At 69.4% G+C, this 25,202-nt stretch carries 24 protein-coding genes; 8 read left to right on the top strand and 16 right to left on the bottom strand.

Annotated elements, in window-relative coordinates; genetic code table 11:
- Positions 1-89: 89 nt before the first annotated feature.
- The 3 genes from VF794_RS29590 to VF794_RS29580 form a co-directional block, all read right to left on the bottom strand.
- The gene (locus VF794_RS29590) at positions 90-2,423 is read right to left on the bottom strand and encodes an efflux RND transporter permease subunit (protein WP_331116185.1); all 2,334 of its coding nucleotides are present in this window, start codon (positions 2,421-2,423) and stop codon (positions 90-92) included.
- Positions 2,420-3,184, bottom strand: a complete 765-nt coding sequence (locus VF794_RS29585) for a sterol desaturase family protein (protein WP_331116183.1) — start codon at positions 3,182-3,184, stop codon at positions 2,420-2,422. The genes VF794_RS29590 and VF794_RS29585 overlap by 4 nt, the downstream gene beginning before the upstream one ends.
- A 96-nt stretch (positions 3,185-3,280) precedes the next feature.
- Positions 3,281-4,627, bottom strand: coding sequence for a family 16 glycosylhydrolase (locus VF794_RS29580; protein WP_331116181.1), 1,347 nt, complete (start codon positions 4,625-4,627; stop codon positions 3,281-3,283).
- A 178-nt stretch (positions 4,628-4,805) separates the two neighbouring features.
- Here VF794_RS29580 and VF794_RS29575 point away from each other — a divergent pair, with 178 nt between their 5' ends.
- From VF794_RS29575 to rimO, 4 genes are read left to right on the top strand one after another with little or no spacing between them, the layout of a single operon-like run.
- The gene (locus tag VF794_RS29575) at positions 4,806-6,449 is read left to right on the top strand and encodes a ribonuclease J (protein WP_331116179.1); all 1,644 of its coding nucleotides are present in this window, start codon (positions 4,806-4,808) and stop codon (positions 6,447-6,449) included.
- Between the two features lie 16 nt (positions 6,450-6,465).
- On the top strand, positions 6,466-6,963 hold the full coding sequence (locus VF794_RS29570) for a YajQ family cyclic di-GMP-binding protein (RefSeq protein ID WP_331116177.1): 498 nt from the start codon (positions 6,466-6,468) through the stop codon (positions 6,961-6,963).
- 2 nt (positions 6,964-6,965) lie between these two features.
- Complete coding sequence (locus tag VF794_RS29565; RefSeq protein ID WP_331116175.1) at positions 6,966-8,036, top strand: hypothetical protein; 1,071 nt, start codon at positions 6,966-6,968, stop codon at positions 8,034-8,036.
- A gap of 41 nt (positions 8,037-8,077) precedes the next feature.
- On the top strand, positions 8,078-9,451 hold the full coding sequence (gene rimO / locus VF794_RS29560) for a 30S ribosomal protein S12 methylthiotransferase RimO (protein WP_331116202.1): 1,374 nt from the start codon (positions 8,078-8,080) through the stop codon (positions 9,449-9,451).
- 90 nt (positions 9,452-9,541) lie between these two features.
- Here rimO and VF794_RS29555 read toward each other — a convergent pair whose 3' ends face one another.
- The 7 genes from VF794_RS29555 to rplU form a co-directional block, all read right to left on the bottom strand.
- Positions 9,542-10,984 (bottom strand): hypothetical protein, encoded by a 1,443-nt coding sequence (locus tag VF794_RS29555; protein WP_331116173.1) that lies wholly within the window; start codon positions 10,982-10,984, stop codon positions 9,542-9,544.
- Positions 10,981-12,402, bottom strand: coding sequence for a hypothetical protein (locus VF794_RS29550; protein ID WP_331116171.1), 1,422 nt, complete (start codon positions 12,400-12,402; stop codon positions 10,981-10,983). Before VF794_RS29550 ends, VF794_RS29555 begins: the two co-directional genes overlap by 4 nt.
- Before the next feature lie 3 nt (positions 12,403-12,405).
- Entirely contained in the window at positions 12,406-13,182 is a 777-nt protein-coding gene (locus VF794_RS29545; protein WP_331116169.1) for an outer membrane lipoprotein carrier protein LolA, read from the bottom strand.
- Positions 13,183-13,258: 76 nt separating this feature from the next.
- The gene (locus VF794_RS29540) at positions 13,259-13,948 is read right to left on the bottom strand and encodes an RNA methyltransferase (protein WP_331116167.1); all 690 of its coding nucleotides are present in this window, start codon (positions 13,946-13,948) and stop codon (positions 13,259-13,261) included.
- A gap of 4 nt (positions 13,949-13,952) precedes the next feature.
- Positions 13,953-15,269: a GTPase ObgE gene (obgE, locus tag VF794_RS29535; RefSeq protein ID WP_331116165.1), complete on the bottom strand. Its 1,317-nt coding sequence runs from the start codon at positions 15,267-15,269 to the stop codon at positions 13,953-13,955.
- Between the two features lie 102 nt (positions 15,270-15,371).
- A complete protein-coding gene (rpmA, locus tag VF794_RS29530) occupies positions 15,372-15,638 on the bottom strand; it encodes a 50S ribosomal protein L27 (protein WP_331116163.1) in 267 nt (88 codons plus the stop codon).
- A gap of 60 nt (positions 15,639-15,698) precedes the next feature.
- Positions 15,699-16,007 (bottom strand): 50S ribosomal protein L21, encoded by a 309-nt coding sequence (gene rplU, locus VF794_RS29525; RefSeq protein WP_331100975.1) that lies wholly within the window; start codon positions 16,005-16,007, stop codon positions 15,699-15,701.
- Between the two features lie 248 nt (positions 16,008-16,255).
- Here rplU and VF794_RS29520 point away from each other — a divergent pair, with 248 nt between their 5' ends.
- Entirely contained in the window at positions 16,256-16,597 is a 342-nt protein-coding gene (locus VF794_RS29520) for a hypothetical protein (RefSeq protein WP_331116162.1), read from the top strand.
- A gap of 80 nt (positions 16,598-16,677) precedes the next feature.
- On the opposite strand, the gene VF794_RS29515 is transcribed toward VF794_RS29520, so the two are convergent.
- Positions 16,678-16,962 carry a hypothetical protein gene (locus VF794_RS29515; protein WP_331116160.1) on the bottom strand — a complete coding sequence of 95 codons (285 nt, stop codon included), beginning with the start codon at positions 16,960-16,962 and terminating at the stop codon, positions 16,678-16,680.
- Positions 16,963-17,164: 202 nt separating this feature from the next.
- Between VF794_RS29515 and VF794_RS29510 the strand changes: the two genes are divergently transcribed.
- A complete protein-coding gene (locus VF794_RS29510; protein ID WP_331116159.1) occupies positions 17,165-18,127 on the top strand; it encodes an isopenicillin N synthase family dioxygenase in 963 nt (320 codons plus the stop codon).
- Positions 18,128-18,136: 9 nt separating this feature from the next.
- A complete protein-coding gene (locus VF794_RS29505) occupies positions 18,137-19,225 on the top strand; it encodes a carbon-nitrogen hydrolase family protein (RefSeq protein WP_331116157.1) in 1,089 nt (362 codons plus the stop codon).
- Positions 19,226-19,261: 36 nt separating this feature from the next.
- Here the strand turns inward: VF794_RS29505 and VF794_RS29500 are convergent, their stop codons facing one another.
- On the bottom strand, positions 19,262-20,962 hold the full coding sequence (locus tag VF794_RS29500) for a lamin tail domain-containing protein (RefSeq protein ID WP_331116200.1): 1,701 nt from the start codon (positions 20,960-20,962) through the stop codon (positions 19,262-19,264).
- Positions 20,963-21,124: 162 nt separating this feature from the next.
- Between VF794_RS29500 and VF794_RS29495 the strand changes: the two genes are divergently transcribed.
- Complete coding sequence (locus tag VF794_RS29495; RefSeq protein WP_331116155.1) at positions 21,125-21,772, top strand: hypothetical protein; 648 nt, start codon at positions 21,125-21,127, stop codon at positions 21,770-21,772.
- A 7-nt stretch (positions 21,773-21,779) separates the two neighbouring features.
- On the opposite strand, the gene gatB is transcribed toward VF794_RS29495, so the two are convergent.
- The 4 genes from gatB to VF794_RS29475 form a co-directional block, all read right to left on the bottom strand.
- Positions 21,780-23,219 carry an Asp-tRNA(Asn)/Glu-tRNA(Gln) amidotransferase subunit GatB gene (gene gatB / locus VF794_RS29490; RefSeq protein WP_331116153.1) on the bottom strand — a complete coding sequence of 480 codons (1,440 nt, stop codon included), beginning with the start codon at positions 23,217-23,219 and terminating at the stop codon, positions 21,780-21,782.
- A 20-nt stretch (positions 23,220-23,239) separates the two neighbouring features.
- On the bottom strand, positions 23,240-24,700 hold the full coding sequence (gene gatA / locus VF794_RS29485; protein WP_331116151.1) for an Asp-tRNA(Asn)/Glu-tRNA(Gln) amidotransferase subunit GatA: 1,461 nt from the start codon (positions 24,698-24,700) through the stop codon (positions 23,240-23,242).
- A 4-nt stretch (positions 24,701-24,704) separates the two neighbouring features.
- Positions 24,705-24,992 carry an Asp-tRNA(Asn)/Glu-tRNA(Gln) amidotransferase subunit GatC gene (gene gatC, locus VF794_RS29480; protein WP_331116149.1) on the bottom strand — a complete coding sequence of 96 codons (288 nt, stop codon included), beginning with the start codon at positions 24,990-24,992 and terminating at the stop codon, positions 24,705-24,707.
- 20 nt (positions 24,993-25,012) lie between these two features.
- The coding region (locus VF794_RS29475; RefSeq protein WP_331116147.1) for a zf-TFIIB domain-containing protein at positions 25,013-25,202 on the bottom strand (190 nt) is incomplete at its 5' end.

Genomic DNA, 25,202 nt, shown 5'->3' with positions numbered 1-25,202 from the left:
CGGTCGACGAAGAATCCTCCCGAGGGAGACGCCCCTCGAGACAGCCCGTCCGCCCATCCGGAACACGGGATGGGCATCCCAGCTCCACGCTACGGAGGCGCGACGGGCCCCTGGGTGGAGAGCCCCTGCTCCATGGGTGCCGGGCCGAGCTCCGGCTTGAGGGCCATGAGCAGCACCGGACTGAGGAACGCATCCGCCAGACCCGCCACCCACAGCGTCAACCCCGTCAACAGGCCCAGGTTGGCGATGCCCTCGAAGCGGGAGAACCGCAGCAGCAGGAAGCCTCCCGCTACCGCCGCCGAGGTCACGAACATCGCCCGTCCGCACTCGTTCAACGACTCCAGCGCCGCGCGCTCGTGGGGCGCGTCCACGCCCTCGGCCTTCAGCGCCACGTAGCGCCGCTTGAAGCGCACCAGGTACTGCAACGTGTCGTCATCCGCGATGACCAGCGCCATGCTCGCGATGATGACCGTGGACGGCTTCAGGCTGATGCCCAGCAGTGGCATCACCCCGAACAGCACGCCCACCGGCAGCACGTTGGGCACCAACCCGATGAGCGCCAGCTTCGCGCTGCGCAGCACCAGGAAGAACGCCAGGAAGCTCACCGCCAACGCCGACAGGAAGCTCCGCAACAGCCCCTGCGTCAGCATCCCCGTCACGTGCTCGGTCATCGCCAGGTTGCCCGTGACGCTCACCCGGTAGCCCGCCGGTACCTCGCGCGACACGAAGGCGCGCGCCGACTCCACCAGCTCGCGCATCCGCTTCGACTCCACGTTGGGAAACAGCGCCACCACCCCCGCCGCGCTCCGGTCCGCCGACAGCACCGTGTCCAGCGGTTGGTACCGCTCCAGCCGCTTCACCGCCTTCGCCGTGGTCTCCTCGCTCTTCTCCAGCAGCGCCGGCCCCCATAGCGCCTGGTATACCGGCTCCAGCAGGCGCGGCAGGCTCACCACCGGTGGGTGCTCGGGCAGTGCCGCGAAGTACGCATCCACCCGCTCCTGGAAGGCCAGGGCCTCGGGCGACAGCGCCGCGCCCTCGCGCCCCTGCTCCGGCTCCAGGAACACGGCCAGCGGCACCAGGCCCCCCAGCGCCCCCTCCGCGTACGTCAGCTCGGCCGCGAGTGGCGAGTCCGGCCGCAGGTCGTCGAACACACGGAACTCGTGCTCCAGCCGCGTCAGGGACAGCACGCTCAGCACCGTCACCAGCCCCGCCACCACCAGCACCCGCCTCGGGCGGTGCACCACCTGCCGCTCCACCCACCCCAGCACCGAGTCCAGGGGCCGCTTCCGCGAGGCCGCCAGCTCCCGCCGCGCCCGTGCCGCCGAGGCCCGCGAGCGCAGGGAGAGCACCCACGGCAGCACCAGCATGTTCGCCGCCCACGCCAGCAGCACGCCCATCGCCGTGGCCAGGCCGAACTCCCACACGGCGGTGAGGCCGATGAAGCCCATGGACAGGAAGCCCGCGGCGATGACCAGCTCGGTGGCGAGGCAAGGCCCGGCCGCGTTCGCCATCGCCTCGACCAGGGCCTGCCCGTACGGCGTCCCGGCGCGGCGGCGCTCCTCCAGGTCCGACAGCACGTGCACCGTGTCCGTCAGCGACACGATGAGGATGACGATGGGGGCGAACGAGGTGAGCACGCCGAAGGGCACGCCCACCCACCCCATGGCCCCCACCATCCACATCCACGCCACCACCAGCGTCGCCGCCGTGGCCAGCACGGACCACGGGTCTCGATAGGCGAAGGCCACCAGCCCGAGGATGACGAGCAGCGCCAGGGGCAACAGCAGCCCCATGTCCTCCTCCACCATGCGAGCCAGCGTGGCGCGCACCGCCGGCGCTCCCGAGAGCGTCAGCTTCAGCTCCGCTCCCGCGTGGCGGGCCAGCACCTCCCCGGCCTGGAGCGAGAAGGTGCGCTCGGCGAGCATCCGCTCGACCCCCGCTCCCGACGCGAGCGCCACCTGCACCACCACCAGCTCCCGCGTGGGGTGCACCAGCGCCCGGGCCAGCGAGTCCTCCCGGGCCCGCGCGAGCGCCCGTTGGAGCCCTTCCGCGCTCCCCCGCGACTCCTCGGGGAAGAGGAGCCCCTCCACCGTCCGCGCCGAGACGGGCCCCACCACGTGCCGCACGCGAGGCAGGCCACGCAGCGCTTCCTCCAGCTTCGCCAGCGAGGCCAGTCCCCCGGGCGTGAAGACGCCAGGGCCCTCGGCGATGACGAACACCTGCGAGTCCTCGCCGGGGAAGGCGCGCCGGTAGCGGTCGAAGTCCGCCTTGGCCACGTCCCCGATGGGGTGCATCCGCTCGATGGAGGGATCCATCGGCACGCGCGCGGCGCCCAGACCCGCCACCACGAACAGCGCGAGCAGCCCCAGGCCCAGGCGCCACCGGAGTGCCAGCAACCGCTCGAAGAAACCGAGCCAGCTCAAGACCGCTGTCCGCCTCTGCCCGACAGGAAGTACAACATCTCCTTGCGGAAGCCGAACGGCTCACGCGCCTGCGGAGGCAGCCCCAGGGGCGCGGTGGCCGTCTCCGGCTCGGGCCAGCGCGCCGTGCCGAAGACGACGTCCCACACCGTCAGCGTCCCGCCGTAGTTGCCCTTACCGACCCGCCGGTGGTGGTGGCGGTGGTAGGCGGGGCTGATGATGAGCCAGTCCAACCACCCCAGCGAGTACCCCAGCGCCGAGTGGTGGTACGTCAGCGTCACCGAGTACATCGCGAAGTAGAGCTGCACCGACGTGGGCGAGAAGCCCAGCCACGCCAGCAGCGCCACCATCGCCGAGCCCGACAGCACCACCTCCAGCGCGTGCGTGTGCGTCACCATCCACACGCTGAAGTGCTCCTCGCGGTGGTGCTGGAAGTGGAAGCGCCACAGGAAGGGGTGCTGGTGCTTCACCCAGTGGCTCACCCAGCTCACCAGCTCGGCCACCAGCATGCAGGCCAGGAAGTCCACCACGGGCGGCAGCGTCCCGGGCCGCAGCAGCGAGGGCAGGTGCGACTGGAACCACGTGGCCGCCGACTGCACCACCAGCGTCGGGATGAAGCTGGTGACGAAGAAGGCCCAGTTGCGCCGCCGCCGTGGCCCCGCCTCGAAGCTGTCCGCCCGGAACTGCGGGTGGCGCAGCTCCAGCAGCACCAGCGCCACCATGGCCAGCGCCGTTCCAGTGTGAATGATTCCCGCTGTGTCCATCAGCGGACAAGCCTCGCACGAGCCGGGCCGGGGCGCCCAGTCCCGTGGTGCGCCTCGCCTCGTGGGTAGGAGCGAGGCACACCTACTCAGGGCGGCTCAGCGCTCCAGCTCGAGGTCGTCGAAGAGGACGTAGTGGCCCTTGCCGGCCAGCGGCTCGATGGAGAGGCCGCGCACGGTCGTCAGCTGGGAGGAGCGCACGGGCTGGCCGTTCCGGGTGAAGGAGGACAGCGGCACGTTCACCCACTTCCACCCGTTGACGTCGTCCTTGAAGCGGTACTCGAAGCGCTCCGCCGTGTCGATGCCGGAGCCGTTGGCGCGCAGCTCCAGGCGGAAGGGGTCTCCCGTGTTGGTGCCTCGGAACCAGAAGCTCAAGTAGCGCCCCCCGCTCCAGTCCTTGGGCGTGTCGAAGGTGCGCGTGGCGCTGGCGCGCGACGAGGTTGCGATCGAATAGACCACCGAGAGCGCGCCGCCCAGGTGCCCCTTCTCCTGGAGCGAGGGGGTGAGCCACGAGCCCGTCTCGGCCGACACCTTCCAGGCGGCACTCGTCTCGAAATCCTCCACCAGCTCCTTCGGCGCGGCCAGCCCATGGCGGACCTCGTCATAGGAGGAGATCAGCGGCGTGCCGGGGTACCTGAAGGAGCCCATCCAGGACTCGGTGCTGGGGCCGGTGCCGGGCCAGAAGTTCATGAGGATGCGCCCCGGCATGGAGGGCAGCGGCCCGTTGGTGGCCACCGCGCTCTGGACGCGCTTGCCATCGACGTACCAGTGGAGGGCCTCGCGCGTCCATTCGATGCCGTAGGTGTGGAAGTCCTCCGAGGCGTCGAAGGGCAGGTCCACGCCCCGGTAGTAGCCCTTGCCGTTGACGACGTAGTTCGTCTGGACGCGCCAGGTGTTCAGCCCCACGAAGGCGATGTCGATGCCATCCCACCGCGTGTTCTCGGCCGGACCCGTGTAGATGCTGAAGGAGGTCAACGTGCCCGAGCCACGCGCGGGCTTCATCCGGACCTCGTAGCGCCCGTAGCCGTAGTAGCGGGTAGAGGCGGTCTCGCCCGAGGCATACGGATGGCCGGAGCAGCCCTCCGGGCACGGCGTGGTGTCGAGCCGCAGCTCCATCTTCCCGCCGTTGAGCCGCACATGGTCGGCGCGCCAGCCGGCGTTGAAGTCCTCGCTGCTGGACCAGTTGTTGGAGAGACGCCAGCGCGCGAGGTCCATCTCCGCCGCGTCGAATGTCTCCTCGAAGGACCCGTGGCCCTCGAGCCAGGGGAGCTCCGGAGGCGCGCCAACCACGAACTCGTCGGACCAGCCCGACCCCGGGCCCGCCCCTTCGGACCCCGCGTCTCCGTTCCCACCGGGACCGCCCCCCTCGGGGTACTCGGACCACTGGCAACCTGGCTGAAGCAGGACGGACGCCAACAACAGCCCCCACGTCACGATGCGGACCATGTCGAACCTCCTCGAGGACGCCTGACGTTGAGCCTAGCAGCAGGGCTGAAGGCCCTAAGTCCGCCCGCTCCCCCCTCCAGGGTGAGACCCAACACTTCGGGGGAACGCTCATGGGACAAGCGAGGGGCCGTGCGATTCCTGAGGCCGTCTGGTGGTGGGTGCCCATATATGTAGGCGCATGCTCCACGTCATTCCCCTGGGAGGACTCGGTGAGATCGGCCTCAACGCGATGGTCATCGCCTGCCGTGGGGAGATGCTCCTCATCGACTGCGGCCTGATGTTCCCCCCCAGCGGCACCCTGGGCGTGGACATCGTCGTGCCGGACTTCACCTACCTGCGGCGCAACGCCGCGCAGCTCAAGGGCATCGTCCTGACCCACGGACACGAGGATCATGTCGGCGCCCTGCCCTTCCTCCTCAACGAGGTGCCCGTGCCCGTCTACGGCACGCGTTTCACCCTGGCCATGGTACGCGGCCGTCTGGAGGAGCTGGCCGTGAAGGCGGACCTGCGAGAGATAGAGCCCCGCCACCCCTTCCCCGTGGGCGCCCACTTCACCGTCGAGGCCAGCCGCGTCACCCACACGGTACCGGACGCCGTGGGCTACATCGTCCGCACCCCCGAGGGCCCCGTCATCCACACCGGGGATTTCAAACTCGACCCGGACCCCATCGACGGCCAGCGCACCGACCTGGAGCGCTGGGGCGAGCTCGGCGACGAGGGCGTGCTCTGCCTCCTGTCCGACTCCACCAACTCGGAGCGCACCCACGAGACGGGCAGCGAGCGCCTGGTGGAACAGACCTTCGAGCGGCTCTTCCGCGACGTACCCGGCCGCGTCGTGGTGGGCATGTTCGCCTCCCAGGTGCACCGCGTCCAGCACGTGCTGGGGCTCGCGGAGAAGCTGGGGCGCAAGGTCGTCACCATGGGCCGCAGCATGGCGCGCAACATCGAAATGGCCCGCCAGCTCGGCTTCCTCCCCGGTGTCACCGACGCCCTCTTCGTCCCACTCGAGGCCGCGGCCGCCGTCCCTCCCGAGCGCCTGCTGGTGCTCGCCACCGGCTCCCAGGCCGAGCCCCGCGCCGGCCTCTCGCAGCTCGCCGCCGGGGACGGTCCCCTGCGCCTGGGCCCCGGGGACCTCGTCGTCCTCAGTGCCCGAGCCATCCCCGGCAACGAGCGCGCCGTGTCCGGCCTCATCGACCAGCTCCTGTGGCGAGGCGCCCGCGTCATCTACCCGGACCTGGAGCCGGGGGTGCACGTGTCCGGCCACGCCAGCCAGCCCCAGCAGCGGCGCGTGCTGGACATCATCCGCCCTCGCAACTTCGTCCCCATCCACGGCGAGCTGCACCACCTGCACCGCCACCTGGCCACCGCGAAGGAGTCGGGGATGGCCCCCGAGCACCTGCTGCTGGCCCAGGATGGAGACCTGCTCGCCTTCGAGGAGGGCCGGGGCCACTTCGCCGGGAGTGTCCCCACGGGCCGCATCTACCGGGACCGGTTCGGCTCGGGGGTGGTGACGCCGGACATCCTCCAGGAGCGCACCCGGCTGGCCGAGACGGGCTTCATCGTGGCGGCCATCGTCATCAACCGGGACAACCTGTCCGTCATGTCGGGGCCCCAGCTCACCGGCCAGGGGCTGAGCCTGGACGAGCAGGTGCTGCTGCCCCGGGTGGCCGAGGACGCCCGCGCCTTCTTCCTCCAGATGTCCCCCCAGCTGAGGGGGGATGACGCCATGGCCCGGGAGGAGCTCGCACGCTCCGTACGTCGGGCCTTCAAGCTGTACACCTCGAAGCGGGCGGTGGTGGTGCCGATGGTCCTCAAGGTGTGATAAGGGCGCGGACGCCATGCCATCGTTCGACGTCGTCTCCAAAATCGACCTTGCCGAGCTCGACAACGCGGTCAACCAGACCAAGAAGGAGATTTCGACCCGGTACGACTTCCAGGGCTCCCAGGCGGACATCGTCCTCGCTCCGGACAAGACTTCCCTCACGGTGAAGGCCAACAGCGAGGACCGGGTCCAGGCCGCCAAGGAAGTCCTGCTGCCCAAGCTGGCCAAGCGCGGCATCTCGCTGCTGGCCCTGGAGTACGAGCCCATCGAGAAGACGGGCCTGTCCAACGTGAAGCAGCTCATCAAGCTCCAGCAGGGCATCCCGGTGGAGAAGTCCAAGGAGCTGGTGAAGCTCGTCAAGGAAGCGAAGATGAAGGTGCAGGCCTCCATCCAGGGCGATCAGCTCCGGGTGACCGGCAAGAACAGGGACGACCTCCAGGCCGCCATCGCCCTGTTCCGCAAGGAGCAGGAGCGGCTGAAGCTCGACATGCAGTTCACCAACTTCCGGGACTAGCCGTGCGCCCACTCGTCGTCTCCGCCGTCCTCGCGGCGCTCGCTCCGGCGGCGGCCTCCGCGCGGGAGCGTCCCACCAAGGCCATCCCGCAGCTGTCCCGCGAGCCGAAGCTCGACGGACAGCTCAAGGATTTCCCCGCCACGCTCACCCTCAAGCCGATGGCTCCGGGGGACGCGAGCGCCTCCATCACCGGCCGCGTCGGGTGGCGCAAGGACACGCTCTACGTGGCGGTGGAGGCCACGGGAGACCAGGTCCAGACGGGAGACGAGCTCACCTTGAGCCTCTTCTTCCCCGATGGAGGCCCCGCCGCCACCGGCCATGTGTTCCACTTCGCCTCCGATGGCCAGAGCGACGCGCCGACGGAGAGCGGCACCTCCGAGGCCGCCCGGAAGCTGGTGAACGCGGGCGTGCAGCAGAAGGGCGACAAGCTGGCCTTCGAGCTGGCCATCCCCGCGCGGGCCTTCCCGCGCTTCCCCGCGGAGGGGCCCCTCGTGCTGGACCTGTGCCTCACCTACCGCAACGCCTCCAACTGCAAGGACGGCGGCATGGTGGGCGAGGCCCTCAAGCTGCCGGACGAGTTCCGCAAGGGTCTCAAGCTGAAGCCTCCGGCGGGCGTGATGGCGTTCCAGGGACAGAAGGGCGCCTGGCTGGGCTACGGCGTGCTCCACTACCCGACCTGGGTGGAGGCGGACGCGCGCTTGACGCCCGGGCTGCTCAAGAGCCTGGTGACCCAGAACGCGGCGGAGGCCAACGGGGCGGACGTGAATGTGCCCGAAACCATCTCACTGCCGGATGGACGGCCCCTGGTCACGGTGTTGTCTGGCGAGTCGCCGTACACCCCGGACGGCAAGTGTGACTCGGACAAGGAATTGCGCCTGGGCCTCTACCTGGTGAAGGGAAAGACGGCGCAACGGGTGCTCGAATGGCCGGCCGCTACGTGCGCGCTGGGCCGTGCTACCTCGATGATGCTCGATGAAGAGGGCGGCTTGAGCATCGGTTACTCGAACGGCCCGATCATCAACTTTGCTTGGAGTGGAGACCACTTCGAGCGCACCGAACTCGGAAAGCGGTAGGCGCTGTGCAGACTCCTCCTGAGACCAAGAGCCTCTACATGATGACCCTCGGCTGCCCGAAGAACCGGGTGGACTCCGAGGTGATGCTCGGCACCCTGAAGCAGCGTGGCTACTCGCTGGTGCAGGACCCCGCCGCCGCCGAGGTCATCGTCGTCAACACCTGTGCCTTCATCGGTCCCGCCAAGCAGGAGTCGGTGGACTCCATCCTGGAGATGGCGGAGATGAAGAAGACGGGGGCCTGCAGCACGCTCGTCGTCACCGGGTGCCTCTCGCAGCGCTATGGCGCCGAGCTGGCCAAGGAAATGCCCGAGGTGGACCACTTCCTGGGCACGAGCGCCTACGCCCAGATTGGCGACCTGCTCGCCGCCGAGGCCTCCCCGCGCCAGGTGATTCCGGATCCGGACTACATCCACGACGCGCAGACGCCCCGCGAGAACTCGATGCCGTCCTACACGGCATACCTGAAGGTCTCCGAGGGCTGCGACAACGCGTGCGCCTTCTGCATCATCCCCACGCTGCGCGGTGGCCAGCGCTCGCGCACCATCCAGGACATCGTCGCCGAGGCCCAGCGGCTCGCCGAGCAGGGTGTGCAGGAGCTGAACCTGGTGGCGCAGGACCTGACGGCCTATGGGCATGACCTGCCGGGCAAGCCGAAGCTGCATGACCTGCTGCGCGAGCTGGTGAAGGTGGACGTGCGGTGGATCCGCCTGCACTACGCCTACCCGCGCGTCTTCACCGACGAGCTCATCGAGCTGATGGCGACGGAGAAGAAGATCGCCCGCTACCTGGACATGCCGCTGCAGCACGCGAGCGACAAGCTGCTGCTGTCGATGAAGCGGGGCCGGGACTCGAAGTTCCTCAAGGAGCTGCTCACGAAGCTGCGCACCCGGGTACCGGGGCTGGTGATGCGCACCTCGATGATCGTCGGCATGCCCGGCGAGACCGAGGAGGACTTCGAGCTGCTCAAGGAGTTCGTGAAGGAGCAGCGCTTCGAGCGGCTCGGCGTGTTCCAGTACTCGGACGAGGAGGGCACGGCGGCCTACGCGTACGAGAACAAGGTGCCGAAGCAGACCATCGAGCGGCGCTGGCGCGAGGTGATGGCCATCCAGAAGCGCATCAACCGCGAGCAGAACAAGAAGCTCGTGGGGCAGCGCCTGGAAGTGCTGGTGGAGGGCCCGAGCGAGGAGTCCGAGCACCTGCTGGTGGGCCGCACCGAGGGGCAGGCGCCGGAGATCGACGGTCAGGTCTACATCAACGATGGCATGGCCTACCCGGGCGAGTTCGTCACCGTGGAGGTGACGGAGGCGCACGACTACGACCTGGTGGCCAAGGTGGTCGAGCGCCCCAACCCGAAGGCGCGCGTGCACAAGGCGCGCGAGTCCGTCCCGATGCCCGTCGTTCCGTCGGCGCGCTGACGTCCCGCGACACACGATGAACGGCCGACTCCGGCCGATGAGAAGGCGGTCCTCCTGCTGGAGGCCGCCTTTCTTCTTTTCGCGTGAAGACTACCGTCGCTCCAGACGGCGCCAGGCTCCCGCGCGCGCGGTCTCCTCGAAGCCGGAGAGGGTCTCGGGCAGCGGCCCCTCGCCGTACACCAGCAGGGACGAGAAGGGCGCCAGTGACTCGGCCGAGGCGCCATCCATCCACTGGGGCAGCTCCTGGCCGGGACGGAAGCGCACCGGCAGGTGGTCTCCATTGGCGAAGAAGTGGTGCCCCACCCCGCCCTGGGTGGCCGTCCACCACTGGCCGAGGTGCTCCAGGTAGACGAGGCGGCTGCCCCGGGACCGGTTCCCGACGAGCGACACGTAGCCGTGCACCCCCGGAGGCGGAGGGCTCGACACCAGCGTCTCCAGCCCTTCCACCTCGTGTTTGAAGCGCCAGTGGAAGCGCGCCGTCTCGGCGAGCGAGGCCACCACGAGCAGCAGCAGCAGGGCCTTCAGGGGCCGGGCGATGCGCGCCGGGTCCACCAGCACGAGGGCGACGACGCCCGCGAGGACCGGCAAGCGCACGTGGATGAGCCACGCCCCCGAGAGGGCCTTGGGCGTCACGAGGAAGAGCGCGCCCAGGGCGAGGAAGAGCACCCAGGGGGCCCGGGGCTCCTCACGCCGGTGGCGCAGGTAGGCCACCACGAACACCGCCGTGATGAGCAGCGGGCACGCGACGGCGAGGAAGCCCTCGGGGCGGTAGTTGCGCGGGAGCCAGTTGAAGTGCGAGCCCCACCCGTAGTCGGGAACCGTGTGGTCGCCGGGCACGAAGGCCCTCGACACGAGCGTCACCACGCGCGCCGCGCAGAGGAGCAGCGGGGGCGCGAGACCCATGGCGGCGAGCCCCACCGCCCGCTTCCGGGAGGCCGAGGTGAGCGCGAGCGCGGCCATGCCCACGCAGAGGGCCCCGAAGGAGACCAGATGCGAGAGCATGGTGGCGGTGGACAGGAGCGCGAGCCCCACCGCGCCGACCACCACGCGCCCGGGCCGCTGGAGCATGCGCAGGTAGAGGGCCAGCGCGAGCAGGGCGAGCGGCAGGGCGAAGAAGCTCGGCAGGAAGCCGTACCAGTAGGAGATGTTGAAGGCCAGCGGGAGCCCGAGCACCACCGTCCACTCGGGCCGCCGCAGGATGCGCGCGAGCGACAGGTGCGCCAGGGGGAAGAGCATCAGCCCCGTCCAGGTCGCCAGCCGCGCGGCGAAGGCACCATTCGTCAGCAGGGACACCGGCAGGAAGAGCCAGATGGGAAACCCATAGCCGAGCGGGAAGTGCGCCTCGTACCAGGTCGCCACCTCCGGGTTGCCCCGGACGAGCTCGGCGAGGGTCTGCATCTGGGCCGCGTGGGCGGGGAGATCGACCGAGGGCGGGATGCCGCTCACGCACCAGGCGGCGAAGGCGCCCCAGGCCACCAGCAGGACAACGATTCGCCAGAGGGCGGGCGGAGGGGTGGGCTCGACGACGCTCACTTCGGGTCCTCGGGCTCCTGCTCGCGCTCCTTCTTCGTCGGAGGCTGGGGGGTGTTGCTCCGCCGGGGCACGGCCACCTCTCCCAGGGGCGTGGGCTGGCACTCGCACACCGTGCGCCGGGTGCTCGGCTGGTGCACGAAGATGCACGCGTTGGGGCACTCCTGGAATTGGCCCTCCTCGAACAGGGCCAGCGAGTACCCGCGCACCGCCTTCAAGGCCTCGCCGCACTCGGGCATGGCCTGTGCCAGGCGGGGCCACGGCACGAGGTGCTGCGTCGTCGCGCCCCGGGTCGTGGGGGAGAACGAGAACCCCACCTGGCAGTCCAACGTCAGCGGCTTGCCGTCCTCACCCAGTGGCTCCAGGTGCACCCGTCCGCCCTCGGGCAGATCGCGAAACACCGCGCCCGTGACGGCCATGCGCCCCTCCGTCCCCCGGCGCACGTGCAGCCCGAAGCAGGACTCCTCGCGGAACTCCTCCGGGTTCTGGCTCCCCGGACGCGCGCAGCGCTGGCGACCCTCGGAGACCTGGACGCGCGGCCGGCGCAGCACCAGCGTGTCCCCCTGCACGTCCAACGTGGCGCGGAAGCGGCCCCAGACATCCGGACCCAGCCGGCCCAGGGTGATCGGATTCCTCCACCCCACCCCGGCCTCCAGCACGACCGGCTTCACCCCCACGCCCGAGGCCACCTCCACCGCGTCCACCACGTAGGCCCTCGGCGGCAGATTGGAGGCTGTCTCCAGGGGTTGAAGGCCCTGCGCCGCCGCGGGCTCCAGCGCGAGCCGAGAGAAGGGCTCACGCGTGCCCAGCACGAAGGGTCCGGTGAGAGCCGCCTCTCCCTGCGTCACTCGCGCCGCCAGCAGCGGCCAGTCGCCCACCGGCTCCCGGGCCAGCTCGAGCCGGAACACCTCCTCGGCCGGGTCCTCCGTGGGAGCGGTCGCGCGCGACTTCTCGAAGGTCACCTCGCGGCGCAGCGGGTCCACCGTGAAGGCATAGGAGGCCAGTACGTCCGCCCCCAGCGTCACCGCGCAGGCGCGCTCGTCGGTGAGCCCCACGCCCCGAGCCCCCAGCGCAACGCCTCCCACGCGCAGGCCGGACACGCGCACCAGGGGCCAATCGCGCACGCCCCCGGGCCCGGCGTAGACGTCCGGCACGCGCGCGCTGCCCACGGTGGGTGGGCGGGGCCGCTTCTCATCCCAGCAGCCCGAGGACACGGCGGTGAGCGCCCGGGCGATGTCCAGCACCACCGGCACCGGACGCCCGTTCAAGTGGCCCTCGACCACGAGCCGCAGGTTGGGCGAGGGCAGCAGCGGGAGCGTCTGGCCCACGAGCGTGCCAGGAGCTTCGGGCGCGGCGGGGCCCGCCGCCCGGTGGCACCCGGCGAGCACCAGCAACAGGGCCCCGAGACACGCGCGCCGCACCGGCTACTTCCGCTTGGTGAAGTCGTCGATGCGCGTGCCCTCGGGCGGGTTCAGCTTGAAGCTGTCCGCGGCGACGCCCACGTTCGTCTTCAGGTTGAGGAAGGCGATGGTGTTCTCGCTGCCGTCCGGGTCCACCACGGTGCTCTTGAGCACCTGGGCCGTCTTCGGATCCACCTCCAGACGCACCTGGCGGAAGCGCGGTTCGGCCTTGAGCGGGTCCAGCACCAGCAGCATGCCCTTGCAGTCCTTGCAGGTGCCCTTGGAGATGGAGAACTCGTCCGCCAGCTTCCCCTGGCCGAAGAGGAACGTCACCGAGGCCGAGAGCTGGGTGGTGTCGATGCGGCCCACGCTCAACGTCTGGGCGCCCGGGTCGTACGCGTACACCTTCTCGCCAGCCAGCACGAAGGTGCGCGAGGAGGGCTTCTCGTACTCCCAGCGCATCAGCCCGGGCTTCTTGTAGGAGACCTTGCCCGTCGACGTCTGCGTGCGCCGCAGGGCCTTGTACTTGTAGTCCTGCTTGAACTCGGACGTGAAGTCCTGCGTCTTCTCGTAGAAGGCCTGCATCCGGGCCACCAGCCCCAGCACCTCTGGATCGACCTTCTTCTCGGCGGCCTTGGGGGCCTCGACGGCCTTCGGGGCCTCGGCCTTGGGAGCGGCCTGGGCGGGGGCGGGCGCCTGCTGGGCAGGCGCTTGAGCGACCACCTGCTGGGCAAGGGTGGAGGGAACCGGAGCAATCACCGGCGCGGCCAGCAGGGTCACGAGCAGTTTTCCGAGGTACATGGCTTGAACTCTCTCCAGGCGGGCGAGCGGCCCGCGGCTCCAACTGTACCTACAGACGGGCCCCCGGCCCGGGCATTCACGGCTTGGACGGGGGCGGCTTCTTGAAGAGTCGCCGCCGCTGCTTCACGGCGAGCACGTAGAAGCGGTCACGCAGTTCCTGGGCCTCGGCCTCGGAGAGGTCTCCCACCCGTCCGAGGTGCTCCTCGCGCCAGGAGATGGCGCGGGTGATGGAGGCCGACGCGGCGGCGGAGATGTTGAGGCTCTGGCTGAAGCCGCGCATCGGAATCCAGAAGGTGCCGTCCGACTGCGCCAGTACCTCGTCGCTCACGCCCTGGCGCTCGTTGCCGAAGACGAGGGCGATCTTGGAGTCGAAGCGCAGGGAGTAGAGGCTGGTGGCGTCCTCGCGGATGGCCGAGGCGTACAGGGCGAAGCCGCGCGACTTGAGGTGCTCGCGGCACGAGGCGAAGTCCTTGTAGAGCTTCACGTCGAGCCACTTGTCGCAGCCCTGCGCCACCCGCGAATTGGGCATGAAGGGCGCCTCGGGGTTGACGATGACATGCACCTCCTGGAGGCCATTGGCCTCGCAGGTGCGCAGCACCGCGGCCATGTTGAAGCTGTCCTCCAGCCGGTCCAGCACCACCGTGAAGGTGCGCGTACGGTGGGAGATGACCTTGTCGATCTTCTCCTTGCGCACGTCGAGCAGGAGGGACTCCGGATCCACCGGAGCCTTCTCGAGCCTCTCGTAACGAGGACCGCCACCGGACATCGCGTCAGGACCTCCGGGCCCGCTTCGGGGCGGCCTTCTTCACCGCCGCCTTGCGCGCCGGTGCCTTCTTCGCCGCGGCCTTCTTCACGGGAGCCCTCGCCGCCTTCTTCGCGGGGGCCTTCTTCGCGGCCACCTTGCGCGCGGGGGCCTTCTTCGCCGCGGCCTTCTTCGCGGGAGCCTTCTTCATGGGGGCCTTCTTCGCGGGGGCCTTCTTCACCGCGGCCTTCTTCGCGGGGGCCTTGGCCACCACCTGCTTCGCGGGGGCCTTCTTCTCCACCCGGGCCTTGGGGGGCGGCTCCACGTGCAGCTTGTCCGTCCGGCCGGTGAAGAGCACCTCGGCCACCGTGTCCAGCAGGGGCTGCATGCCGGAGCCCGTGGCGCACGAGATGGGGAAGACGGCGATGCCGCGCTTGCGCATCTCCTTCATCAGCGGCTCCAGCCGCGCCTGTGCCTCCGGCAGGTCCAGCTTGTTGGCGGCCACCACCTGGGGCCTGTGCGCCAGCTCCGCGCTGTACGTGCGCAGCTCCGTGTTGAGGACGTCGAAGTCGCGGATGGGATCCCGCCCCTCGCCCTCGGCGCTCATGTCCAGCAGGTGGATGAGCACCTTGCAGCGCTCCACGTGCCGCAGGAACTGGTGACCCAGCCCCACGCCCTCGCTGGCGCCCTCGATGATGCCGGGGATGTCCGCCATCACGAAGGACAGGCCGTCCTTGTACTGGACCATGCCCAGGTTGGGCACGAGCGTGGTGAAGGGGTAGTTGGCGATCTTCGGCCGGGCCCGACTCACGATGGAGATGAGCGTGCTCTTGCCCGCGTTGGGGAAGCCCAGCAGCCCCACGTCGGCCAGCAGCTTGAGCTCCAGCCGCAGCGTGCGCTCCTCGCCCGGGGTGCCGTCCTGCGCGAAGCGCGGCGTCTGTCGGGTGGAGGTGGCGAAGTTCATGTTGCCCAGGCCGCCCCGCCCGCCCTTGCACACCACCACGCGCTGGCCCTCGGTATCCAGGTCCGCCAGCAGCTCGTCGGTCGTGTCATCGCGGATGAGCGTTCCCACCGGCACCCGGAGGACCAGGTCATCGGCCGAGCGACCATTGCAGTCGTTGCCCATGCCACCCTCGCCGTTGCGGGCGTGGTGGTGCTGCTGGTAGCGGTAGTCCAGCAGGGTGGTGAGCTGGGGATCGACCACGAAGATGACCGAGCCGCCGTTGCCCCCGTCTCCGCCGTTGGGACCGCCGCGGTCGATGTACTTCTCCCGCCGGAAGGAGACGGCGCCCTTGCCACCGTCTCCGGCCTTCACGTGGATTCGGACTTCATCAACGAATTTCATACGCCCCTCAAATGCGGAACGGGCCGCTACCGTGTCCAGCGCCGGAAGGGCGGTTGGACCGGGAGCGACCCGCTCGCAAGACAAACGCGGAACGAGGCCGGACTAGGCGCTCGTCTGGGCCGGGTAGACGGAGACCTGCTTGCGGTCCCGTCCCTGGCGCTCGTACTTGACCACCCCATCCACCGTGGCGAAGAGCGTGTAGTCGCGACCGAGCTTCACATTGGAGCCCGGGTGGATGACCGTGCCAACCTGCCGCACGAGGATGCTCCCCGCGCTCACGGTCTCGCCCGCGTACACCTTCACGCCGCGGTACTGCGGATTGGAATCGCGACCGTTGCGCGAAGAACCTTGTCCCTTTTTATGAGCCATGACACCGATTCCTGATGCTGCCGGCGCGCCGCTCGGCGCTCCGGGAAGTTGTGACCCGGACTAGCCGGAGATGGAGGTCACCTTGACCTCGGTGTAGGGCTGACGGTGGCCACGGCGGCGCGTCCAGCCCTCCTTCTCCTTGCGGAAGTGCAACACCTTGCGGTGCTTGTCCTGAGCCAGGATCTTGCCCACGACTCGAGCGCCCGACACGGTCGGCTGCCCCACCTTCGGGCTGTCGCTGCCGCCGAGCATCAGGACGTCGTTGAAGGTCACCTCGGCGCCCACGTCTCCCGAGACCTTCTCGATCCGGAGCACGTCGCCCTCGGCCACGCGGTACTGCTTGCCGCCCGTGCGAATGACTGCGTACATCGTAGAACCCCTGGTTATCCGGGTTGATTCAACCCTGAATGGCCCACGTGCATTTCGGACGGGTCAAACCCGTCCTAGGATGCAAAGGGGGCTCGATCTACGGGAGAAGCCGAGGGGAGTCAAGGCAGATGCAGGGGGTCGGCGCACATGATGCATCGGCCCGAGGCCCGCCTCCCCGGTTGCCCTCTCGTGGACACCGCCGGGTTTCCCTCGCGCCCGGCCGCCCGCCGGGCGGGTAGGATGGACCGATGCGGACCTCTGGATGGATGGTGGCCCCCCTGGCCGTGGTGGCGCTCCTCGCCGGGTGCCAGAGCACCCCCTGCCAGGATCTGGCGGAGGTATACGCCGAGGTGGAGCGGAAGTCCCGGCCCTGCCTGGAGAGCGCCCCCCTGCCCGCCTTCGACCCGAGCCGGTGCGAGCACAACCTCCAGCGGTGCGCGGGGAACGACCTGGAGCAGCTCGACTACCAGGTGGAGTGCTACCAGCAGCTCGACACCTGTCAGTCCGAGCAGAAGGCGTCCTTCCTGGACGCCATCTCCGACTGCGACAACCACTTCATCAGCAACACCTGCGAGGCGGCCATCTTCTAGGGCGAAGCACCCTGGAGAAGGATCAGGCCGGCGTGAGACGGGGGCTCCGGGCGTGAGCCTGGCCCGGAGCGGACCGCCCGCTAGCAACCGGGAACGGCGTCGTAGCAGTTCGAGAAGTTCGTGCAGGACTGCATCTTGAGGCACGCCTCGGTGCCGTTCTCCCAGTCCGCGCGCTCCGACGAGGTGAGGGCCTCCGTGCACTTGGTGTACTGGTCCGTGCACTCATCCACGCTCGTGCCCGCGGGGAGGAAGTTGCACTCGTCGGCACGCTCACACAACTGCTCCTCGGTGGCGGCACCGAAACAGCCGCTCAAGGCGATGGAGCAGGTCAGCACCAGGGCAATCCGAATCCGAAACGTCTTCATGGGTACTCCCCCTCGCTCAGCGGACGCCTCGTTCGGAACCCAGGCTGAATCCACTTTGTGCCGCGCCTGCGTGCCAGAGAAAGGTTCGCCTGTCAACCGCGAGCGACCGCGCCGCACGGGCCATTCTGGACAGCCGCTGGCACCGAGGCTTCACCCCGAGACGGTTCACCTCCCCCCGAGTGGCGGCTAGAGTGCGCGCGCCATGTCCCGCCCCACTCGCCGCATTCCCCTCGTCAACCTGTCCCACTACCGCTCCGGCAACCCCGAGGAGCGCGCCCGGTTCGTCCGGGTGTTCGGAGACGCCCTCAAGGAGTTCGGCTTCGTCTCCGTCGAGGGCCATGGCGTCGATGACGGGCTCATCCGCCGCACCTACGCGGACGTGGCGTCCTTCTTCGGCCTGCCGGAGCAGGTGAAGCAGCGCTACCACCTGGCCGGGCTGGGCGGACAGCGCGGCTACACGCCCTTTGGCAAGGAGCACGCGAAGAACCGCACCGTGGGCGACCTGAAGGAGTTCTGGCACGTGGGCCGCGACCTGCCCGAGGGCCACCCGCGCCGCTCCGACTCCGACGTCCAGAACGTCTGGCCGGAGGAAGTGCCCGGCTTCCGCTCCAACACGCTCGCCCTCTACAGCGCGCTCGACGAGGCGGCGGCGGTGATGCTCCAGGCCATCGCCGAGTACTTCGGCATCGAGCGCAACACCTTCAGCGACATGGCGCAGGACGGCACCTCCGTGCTCCGCGTCATCCACTACCCGCCCCTGAAGGAGAAGTTCGTCCCCGGCGCGGTGCGTGCCGCCGAGCACGAGGACATCAACCTCATCACCCTGCTGTGCGAGGGCACCGCCTCGGGCCTGGAGATCCTCACCCGCGATGGCGAGTGGATTCCGGTGGACACGCTGCGCGGGCAGATCGTCGTGGATTCGGGTGACATCCTCAGCCGCATCACCAACGGCGTCATCCCCTCCACCACCCACCGCGTGGTCAACCCGCCCTCGCTCGCCGAGGACAACACGCGCTACTCCATGCCCTTCTTCGTGCACCCCTATCCGGAGTGCATGCTGGAGGCCCTGCCGTCCACCGTGACGCCGGAGAAGCCGGGCCAGCCCCCCATCACCGCGGATGCGTTCCTCAAGCAGCGCCTGCGCGACATCGGCATGTACAAGTAGTCTCGGCGCGTGGAGAGTCCCCCGCCCACGCATGTCGAGCTGTTCGCCGTCCAGCCCCGCGTTTCGTTGGACGACTACGCCTCCCCCGAGGCCTTCATCGCCCGCCACCGGGCCCTCGCCGCGCGCGTGGATGCCCTGCGCGCCCGAGATGACCAGGGATGCCCCCTCCACCCCGCCCTCGCCGTATGGCCGGAGATGCTGGGCGCTCCGCTCGGGGTGATGGGCCACCTGGACCGGGTGCGCCACTGCGCCACCGCTCAAGCCGCGATGACCCGGGTGGCGCTCGCCCGGCTCCCCTCGATGCTCGCGTCGGCCGTGCGCCACCACCCCCGCTCGCTCGAGGAGTGCCTCTTCGCCGCCATGGCCCCGCACGTCCACCGGGTCCTGTGGACGACCTTCTCCACCATCGCCCGGGACTTCGGCCTGTGGGTGGTGGCCGGCTCCGCGCTGCTGCCCCGCAACCGGCTCGGAGACGAGGGCCCCGACTTCGTTCCCCAGGACGCGCGCACGTACAACACCAGCCACACCTTCGCTCCGGACGGGCGTTGCGTGGCCGTCACGCGCAAGGTGAACCTCGTGCCCACGCAGGAGGACATCCTGCGCCTCAGCCCCGGCGTCCCCGAGGAGCTGCGCGTGGTGGACACCCCCTTCGGGCGGCTCGGCACCCTCATCTGCTACGACGGCTTTCGCGAGCCCCATACCTCCCGCGAGCCCGGCTTCGTCCCCACCGCGAGCGTCATGGATGGGCTCGGCGCCGACGTGGTGGCCCAACCCTCCGCCAACGCCTGGCCGTGGGATGGGCCGTGGGCCTTCAACGACCCCGGCGAGCACCAGCTCCGCCGCGAGCAGTGGTTCAACGAGGGCCTGTTCGCCCAGCTCCGAACCCTGCGCCGCGTGCGCTACGCCGTGAATCCCCAGCTCGTGGGCGGCTTCTTCGACAACACCTTCGAGGCCCCCTCCCTCATCCTCGAGCGCGTGGGGCCCGGGGAGGTCCGCGTGCTCGCGCAGGCCGCGGACCCTCGCGCCGAGGACGTGCTCCAGGTCACCGTGCCAGTGCCGGCGCGGGGTGAGCTGGCCGCGCTCGGACCGACGGGGTAGCGCGTCACCCCGAGGAGTGACGCGCTCCGTGCCTCATCAGAAAGCGGAACCGCTGACCCGCTTGCCCGGCGAGGACGCGGCGCTCGACAGCGTGGTGTGCAGCACGAAGGTGCCGCCGCTGCTGCCATCCGGGCTGCGGTTCGCCGACACGCCGTCCGTGCTCGCGAGCGACGAGGCGTAGGTGGTGGTGTTCACCGTCGTCCCCGCCGCGTTCTTCACCGTCACGGTGTCACCGCTGTTGCCCAGGCCGAGCGTCCCCGTGGAGGCGCCCACCGCGTTGGACAGGCCCGCCGGGATGCCAAGGGCTCCACCGAACACCACGATCGCCCCGCCCGCCGCCAGCGTCGTGCCGCTCGCGAAGGTGTGGCGCACGCCGGTGCTGTCGGAGACCGTCCAGCCGGAGAGGTCCGCGGCCGTCCCACCCGAGTTGACGAGCTCGACGAACTCGCCGTTCACGTCCGAGCCCGGCTCGTTGGCCAGCACCTCGTTGATGAACACCTGCGCGGTGCCGCCCGTGGACGTGGTGAGGGTGAAGGCCGCGTTGCTCGTGTCGGTGATGGCGGAGTTGGCGGCATCGCTCACGCGCACCTTCGCGGCGGTGGTGGCGCTGCTCGGCACCGTCCAGGTGTAGCTGCCCGTGGAGGCCGCGGTGCTGGAGGTGATGACGGTCCAGGTGGAGCCGTCCAACGTGTACTCCAGCTTCACGTTCGTCACGCCCGAGGCCGTCCAGGTGATGGCCTGGGAGCTGCCGCCCACCCAGCTCTCACCGCCGTTGGGCGAGGTCACCGTGACGCTCGCGGTGGCGGTGTCGCCCGGGATGAGGAAGTCCTTGATGATGGCCATGTGCTGCATGTTGGTGGCGCCGCTGTCGGTGCTCAGCGCCGGGGAGATGTCCGAGAGGGGCGAGTACACGCGGGTGTCCGCCACCAGGCCCGCGGAGAAGGTGCTCGCGCCGATGACCGTCGCCGTCTGGTAGGCGCGCAGGTCGCTGTCGACGAGGACATGGTCGTATGGGCTGGTGCGGCCCGCGTTGGTGTTGGTGTTGCCGTTGCGGTCCGCCGGGTAGGGGGCGGCCGTGGTCACCACGCTGGAGAAGGTGGTGAAGCAGGCCTCGGTGCGGCTGCTGGTGTTGAAGTCACCGCCGATGGCCAGGTAGTCCCCCACGGGGATGTTGGCCTTGATGAAGTTGACCAGGTTGGTCGCCTCGGTGTTGCGGATGCTGCTGCTCGAGGTGAGCAGGTGCACGCTCACCACCCAGAGGTCCTTCGGGCCCGGCACGTCGATGCGCGCCCACGCGAAGTCACGGTTGGTGACCTGATTGTCGTCCCACTCGCCCGCGGCGATGATGGGCCAGCGGCTGATGACGCCGTTCGGAATCTGCGCCGCGCCCTCGCGGTAGTAGGAGAACGTCGTGCCGAACGCGCTGTCGACGAAGCCGCGAATGGCGCTCGCCGAGTTGTCCCCGTAGTTGAACTCCTGAATCATCACCACGTCCGGCTTCGTGCCCTTGAAGATGCGGATGCCCTCGCCCGGGTCGTAGCTCTGAAGGTTGCCGCTGGTGATGTTGGCGGCCATCAGGCGCACCCGGACCTCCCCCAGCCCGGATTCCTGGACGCCCAGGGTGTCATCACCCCGCTCGTCCTCGGGGATGCCACCACAGGCCGCCAGCGTGAGGGAGAGCACGACCGCCAGCAGACGGCGGTCGAGGAGCGTGTACCTCGAGGAGGGTTGGGTCATTCGCACGATGTCGGGTCCTGCCCCGGGAGCGGAGCGGTGGGAGAGAGGATTCGCGGCCTGCTTCTGCGAGTTTGATTATCGGCGCGAAGCTCGGAGCAGTTGCGTGACAGTGCGTGAAATCCGCTCCTACTCAACTCGGGACGGGTAGTAAGAGGGTCGGTCATGTCACTTCCCGCCCTCTTCCATGGATGGAGCCTCGCCCTGCTCGCCGCGTCGGGCGTATCGGAGGAGCCGCGTCCGCTCATGCGCCCGGGGAACCTCGACCTCCGCCTCGATGGGGCCGCCTCGCTGCTGCCGCTCTCCCTGGAGGCCGGTGCGACCCTGGAGGTGGGGGTGTTGCCGATCGGTCCCGGCACGCTCTCCCTGGGGGCGGAGGCCAGCGTCAACCAGTGCGCCCTGGCGTGCTGGGTGCCCAACCTCTTCTCCGAGCGCGATGTCTCGCGCAGGGACTTCTACGCCGTTGGCCGTCTGGGCTACCACTTCACCGTGGCGGACCGGAACTACCGCAAGGTGGACCTCTACGGCTTCCTGCTCGCCGGAGCGATGGAGGTGCATACCTCCCAGACCGCTCCGGACTACCGCTACGAGGGCAGGAGTCGAAGCCCCGCCTTCGGCCTCGGCATCGGGGGCAACTCCTTCCCCACTGCAGGCTCTCGTTTCTTCCTGGGTGGCGAGGCCCGGGTGCGCTTCGGCACCGGAGCCTTCGACCTCACCCTCACCCGAGGCGCGTACGACTTCACCGAGAAGGACCGGCGCTGGCTCCGCCTGGGACTCAGTACCGCCTTCTTCGTGGGAGTCCGGCTCTTCTGAGCAGGGACTACTCGCCGAGCTTCTTCTTGAGCAGCTCGTTCACCAGGGTCGGGTTGCCCTTGCCCTTCATCGCCTTCATCACCTGACCCACGAAGAAGCCGAACACGTGCTTCTTGCCGGCCTTGTACTTCTCCACCTCGCCCGCGTTCTTCGCCAGGATCTCGTCCACCACCGCCTCGATGGCGCCCGTGTCGCTCACCTGCGCCAGGCCCTTCTCCGCGATGATCGCCTCCGGGTCCTTCCCCGTCCGGAACAGCTCCCCGAACACGTCCTTGCCCGCGTTCGCGGAGATCGTCCCCTTCTCCACCGCCCCCAGCAGGTTGGCGAACTGCACCGTCGAGAAGCGCAGCGTCGTCACGCTCCCGCCCTCGTCCTTCAGCAGCCGCAGCAGCTCCCCCAGGAACCAGTTCGACAGCTTCTTGTAGTCCTTGAAGTGCTGCGCCACCGCCTCGAAGTAGTCCGCCAGCGGGCGCTCCGCGCAGAGGATCTTCGCGTCGTATGCCGGCAGCCCGTACTGGCTCATGAAGCGCGTCACCTTCGCCCGGGGCAGCTCCGGCAGCGACTTCGCCGCGTCGTCGAGCTGCGCGTCCGTCAGGTGCAGCGGCGGCAGATCCGGCTCCGGGAAGTAGCGGTAGTCGTGCGCCTCCTCCTTCGAGCGCATCGAGCGCGTCACGCCCTTGTTCGGGTCGTACAGCCGCGTCTCCTGATCCACCTTCCCACCCGACTCGATGACGTCCACCTGCCGGGCGACCTCGTACTCGATGGCCTGCTTGATGAACCGGAACGAGTTGATGTTCTTCAGCTCCACCCGCTGGCCGTACGCCGTGGCCCCCTTGCGCATCACCGAGACGTTGGCGTCGCAGCGGAACGAGCCCTCCTCCATGTTCCCGTCGTTCACCCCGAGGTACACCAGCACGTCCCGCAGGGACTTCAGGTAGTCCACCGCCTCGTCCGCGCTCCTCAGGTCCGGCTCGCTGACGATCTCCATCAGCGGCACTCCCGCGCGGTTCAGGTCCACGAGGCTCTCGCTCGCCGAGGCGTCGTGCACACTCTTGCCCGCGTCCTCCTCCATGTGGATGCGCCGCACCCGGATGGTCTTCTCCCCCTCGGGCGTGTCGATGGAGAGCTGGCCCCACTCGCAGATGGGCTGATCGAACTGGGTGATCTGGTAGCCCTTGGGCAGGTCCGGATAGAAGTAGTTCTTCCGGCTCCACACGCTGGTCTTCTTGACGGTGCAGCCGAGCGCCAGTCCCGTGCGGATGGCGTACTCCACCACCCGCGCGTTGAGCACCGGCAGCACCCCGGGCAGTCCCAGGCACACCGGGCAGGTGTTGTGGTTGGGCGCCGCGCCGAACTGGGTGGAGCAGGCACAGAAGATCTTGGAACTCGTCAGCATCTGGGCGTGGACCTCGAGCCCGATGACTGTCTGGAAATCGCTCAAGGGCATGGCGTCTCCCGATGTCCTCTCTAGATGGGGGCCAGGCGGCGCGTGAAGTCGTGCTCGCGCTCGAAGGCCCGGCCAATCCGCAGCAGCTTCGCCTCGTCGAACGGCCGGCCCATGAGCTGAAGGCCGATCGGCAGTCCCGCCTTCGTGAAGCCGCAGGGCAGCGACAGGCCCGGCAGCCCCGCCAGGTTGCACGGCAGCGTACACACGTCCATGAGGTACATGGACAGCGGGTCGTTCACCTTCTCGCCCAGCTTGAATGCCGGCACCGGCGAGGTCGGCGTCACCAGCGCGTCCACCTGGGTGAAGGCCTTGGTGAAGTCCTCGCGGATGAGCGTGCGCACCTTCTGCGCCCTCACGTAGTAGGCGTCGTAGTAACCCGCCGACAGCGCGTAGGTGCCCAGCATGATGCGGCGCTTCACCTCGGGGCCGAAGCCCTGGTCGCGCGTCATGCCGTACATGTCCTTGAGGCCCTTGGCGTCGCGCGCCCGCTGGCCGTAGCGCACCCCGTCGTAGCGGGCCAGGTTGCTCGACGCCTCCGCCGGGGCCAGCAGGTAGTACGTGGCCAGCGCGTACTTCGTGTGCGGCAGGGACACGTCCACCAGCGTGGCGCCCAGCCGCTCGTAGGCCCTCAGGGCCTCGCGCACCGACGCCTCCACCTCGGGGTCCATGCCCTCGACGAAGTACTCGCGCGGCACGCCCAGCTTCAGCCCCGCCACCCCGTGCTCCAGGTCCGCGAGGTAGTCCGGCACGTCCGCCGGCGCCGAGGTGGAGTCCAGCGGATCATGCCGCGCCAGCACCTGGAGCAGCGCCGCCACGTCGCCCACCGTGCGCGCCATGGGGCCCGGCGCGTCCAGCGAGGAGGCATAGGCGATGACGCCGTAGCGCGACACGCGCCCGTAGGTGGGCTTGAGGCCCACGGTGTTGGTGAGCGCCGCCGGCTGGCGGATGGAGCCGCCCGTGTCCGTGCCCAGCGTGCCGAACACCTCGCGCGCCGCCAGCGCCGCCGCCGAGCCTCCCGAGGAGCCTCCCGGCGTGCGCGTCACGTCCCACGGGTTGTGGCAGGGGCCAAAGGCGCTCGACTCGTTGGACGAGCCCATCGCGAACTCGTCCTGGTTGAGCTTGCCGATGATCGGCATGCCCGCTTCCTTCAACAGCCGCACCGCGGTGGCGTCGTACGGCGGGAGGAAGCCCTGGAGGACGCGCGAGCCACAGGTGGTCTCCACGCCCTCGGTGAGGAAGATGTCCTTGACGGCCACCGGCACGCCATCCAGCGGCCCGAGCGGGTTGCCGCCCTCGCGGCGCTTGTCACTGGCCTCGGCGGCCGCCAGCGCCCCGTGCTCGTCCAGCCGAAGGAAGGCCTTCACCTTCCCGTCCACCTGGGCGATGCGCGCCAGGCACGCCCGGGTGGCCTCCACGGCGCTCGTTTCCCCCGAGGCCAGCTCGCGTGCCAGCTCCAGCAGGGTGAGGTCGGTCAGCTGCATGGCATCACTCCAGGATCTTCGGGACGGCGAAGCTGGTGCCCACCTTGGCCGGCGCGTTGGCCAGCGCCTTCTCCGGGGGCAGGGAGGGCCGCGTCGCGTCCTCGCGCAGCAGCGAGGACGCGAGCGAGGCGTGTGAGGTGGGCTCCACTCCGCTCACGTCGAGCTCCTGGAGCTGGGCCACCGCCTCGAGGATGGCGGAGAGCTGCGTGGCCGAGCGCTCCTCCTCCTCGGGGGTCAGCGACAGCCGCGCCAGGGTCGCCACATGACGGACCTGCTCGACGGTGAGCTTCATGGGCCGGGCCTCCCAGGGGACTACTTGTTCTTGAACAGGTTGAGGACGGCGCCCATCCACTTGCCGCTGTTCTCGTGGCCCGCCTGCTTCATGAGCCGCTCCAGCTCGCCAGCGTCCAGGAAGATGCCGTGGCAGTTGAAGCAGGTGTCGATGTCCACGTCGCCCTTCGTCAGCGTCTGGAGATCCAGGCCGCACTTGGGGCACTTCATG

This window comes from Archangium sp. (assembly GCF_036389735.1).
Lineage (GTDB): Bacteria > Myxococcota > Myxococcia > Myxococcales > Myxococcaceae > Archangium.
This window is presented reverse-complemented; position numbering and strand designations above follow the sequence as displayed.

Bases quoted from the DNA above. Each gene is read 5' to 3' on its own strand.
- VF794_RS29585 (WP_331116183.1), bottom strand. From the start codon at position 3,184: ATGGACACAGCGGGAATCATTCACACTGGAACGGCGCTGGCCATGGTG.
- VF794_RS29580 (WP_331116181.1), bottom strand. From the start codon at position 4,627: ATGGTCCGCATCGTGACGTGGGGGCTGTTGTTGGCGTCCGTCCTGCTT.
- VF794_RS29575 (WP_331116179.1), top strand. From the start codon at position 4,806: ATGCTCCACGTCATTCCCCTGGGAGGACTCGGTGAGATCGGCCTCAAC.
- VF794_RS29570 (WP_331116177.1), top strand. From the start codon at position 6,466: ATGCCATCGTTCGACGTCGTCTCCAAAATCGACCTTGCCGAGCTCGAC.
- rimO (WP_331116202.1), top strand. From the start codon at position 8,078: ATGACCCTCGGCTGCCCGAAGAACCGGGTGGACTCCGAGGTGATGCTC.
- VF794_RS29545 (WP_331116169.1), bottom strand. From the start codon at position 13,182: ATGTACCTCGGAAAACTGCTCGTGACCCTGCTGGCCGCGCCGGTGATT.
- VF794_RS29540 (WP_331116167.1), bottom strand. From the start codon at position 13,948: ATGTCCGGTGGCGGTCCTCGTTACGAGAGGCTCGAGAAGGCTCCGGTG.
- obgE (WP_331116165.1), bottom strand. From the start codon at position 15,269: ATGAAATTCGTTGATGAAGTCCGAATCCACGTGAAGGCCGGAGACGGT.
- rpmA (WP_331116163.1), bottom strand. From the start codon at position 15,638: ATGGCTCATAAAAAGGGACAAGGTTCTTCGCGCAACGGTCGCGATTCC.
- rplU (WP_331100975.1), bottom strand. From the start codon at position 16,007: ATGTACGCAGTCATTCGCACGGGCGGCAAGCAGTACCGCGTGGCCGAG.
- VF794_RS29520 (WP_331116162.1), top strand. From the start codon at position 16,256: ATGCGGACCTCTGGATGGATGGTGGCCCCCCTGGCCGTGGTGGCGCTC.
- VF794_RS29515 (WP_331116160.1), bottom strand. From the start codon at position 16,962: ATGAAGACGTTTCGGATTCGGATTGCCCTGGTGCTGACCTGCTCCATC.
- VF794_RS29510 (WP_331116159.1), top strand. From the start codon at position 17,165: ATGTCCCGCCCCACTCGCCGCATTCCCCTCGTCAACCTGTCCCACTAC.
- VF794_RS29500 (WP_331116200.1), bottom strand. From the start codon at position 20,962: ATGACCCAACCCTCCTCGAGGTACACGCTCCTCGACCGCCGTCTGCTG.
- VF794_RS29495 (WP_331116155.1), top strand. From the start codon at position 21,125: ATGTCACTTCCCGCCCTCTTCCATGGATGGAGCCTCGCCCTGCTCGCC.
- gatB (WP_331116153.1), bottom strand. From the start codon at position 23,219: ATGCCCTTGAGCGATTTCCAGACAGTCATCGGGCTCGAGGTCCACGCC.
- gatA (WP_331116151.1), bottom strand. From the start codon at position 24,700: ATGCAGCTGACCGACCTCACCCTGCTGGAGCTGGCACGCGAGCTGGCC.
- gatC (WP_331116149.1), bottom strand. From the start codon at position 24,992: ATGAAGCTCACCGTCGAGCAGGTCCGTCATGTGGCGACCCTGGCGCGG.